Raw genomic sequence first — 1,396 nt, 5'->3', positions numbered from 1 at the left:
CTTGCATTATAAATAACATCTGGAAAAGAAAATTCTTGTTCAACCCACTTACCATTTTCATAAGTTTTACCTAAAATMTTCTCCGTTTCTATATTTACCTTCCCTAAAGTAAAATAAAAAAAGTCCACACCTTCAGCTTTAGCTACAGCAGCGTAAGTATATGCTTTCTTTACGTCATTCGGGTCTTTCCGATGATGAAGCATACCAATTATAGTCATGTTAGTTCTTCTTCCCTTCTTTCTAAAGATCTTTTTCAAAACAAATATCAAATTCATTATATGTATATTCATGTTCTCCCTCATTCAACCATTTTTCGAAAAATCCAGAACAAGCTTAACCTCATTTTAATATTCTACCTATAGAAATAATAAACCTAAGGTTTTAAAAAATGATTAAGGTTAAGGTGACTTAAAATGGATACTATCGTTTTCATTGAAACAAATAAATCTGGATCAAGTAGGGAAGCAATCAAAGCAGCCGAAAAACTTAATTTCTTTACTGTCTTGTTAACTAAAAAAACAAAATTTATTAATGAACGCACTACATTCCCTGATGTACATCAGATGATTTTCACTGATATAAATGATTATGATAATATAATTACAACAATTGAAAAATTAAAAAAATCAGGAAAAAACATAAAAGGGATCTTTAGTTTTATTGACCCTTTTGTTTATGTAGCTGCACGTTTATCAGAAAAGTTTTGCTCACATTCACATATTGTATCTACTAAAGCTATCTATCGTATGGAAAACAAAATATTAACTCGTAATGTACTTAAAGAATTACCAATCTCACTCAACTATTTAATTTACAAACCAACAGAATCATTATCATCTTTTCTTGAAAAAACTAAAGAGATGAATTTCCCTCTTATTGTAAAATCCCCTAAATCAACAGGATCAAAAGATGTATTATTAGTAAAAAATAAAGATCAATTAATCTTATCTATACAAAGTCTTTTAAAAAAACTACCTAATGAAGAAATTCTACTTGAAGAATATATAGATGGACCTCAGTACTTAGCTGAAATTTTAGTTCAAGATGGAAAAGTCCATATTATAGCAGTAATTGAACAAGAAATTACACTTTTTGAACGCTTTATTGTTACTGGTTATTCTTTACTAGGACAGGTAGACAAAAGACTATATAATAGTCTTTTCAATGCAGTTAATTCTGTTATTCAGGCTTTTAATATGAAAAATGGAGCGTGTCATCTAGAACTCCGAAGAATAAAAGATGTTTGGAAATTAATTGAGATAAATCCCAGAATATCAGGTGGAGCAATGAATGACATAATTGAAATTGGACATGGAATCAACTTAGTGCAAGAGACTATTCAGTTAATGTTAGGAAATAAACCTTCACTAAATAAAAAACATTATAAATATGTGCA

The 1,396-nt window shown here is 28.7% G+C and carries 1 protein-coding gene and 1 pseudogene; one reads left to right on the top strand and one right to left on the bottom strand.

The features are described from left to right. A pseudogene (locus tag AC1DTM_RS26555) lies at positions 1-290 on the bottom strand (YheC/YheD family protein); the annotation flags it as partial. A gap of 123 nt (positions 291-413) precedes the next feature. Here AC1DTM_RS26555 and AC1DTM_RS26550 point away from each other — a divergent pair. Further along, positions 414-1,396: ATP-grasp domain-containing protein (locus AC1DTM_RS26550; protein WP_477001288.1), on the top strand; the 983-nt coding region annotated here is incomplete at its 3' end.

The organism is Bacillus sp. P4_D3, from assembly GCF_056401855.1.
This window is presented reverse-complemented; position numbering and strand designations above follow the sequence as displayed.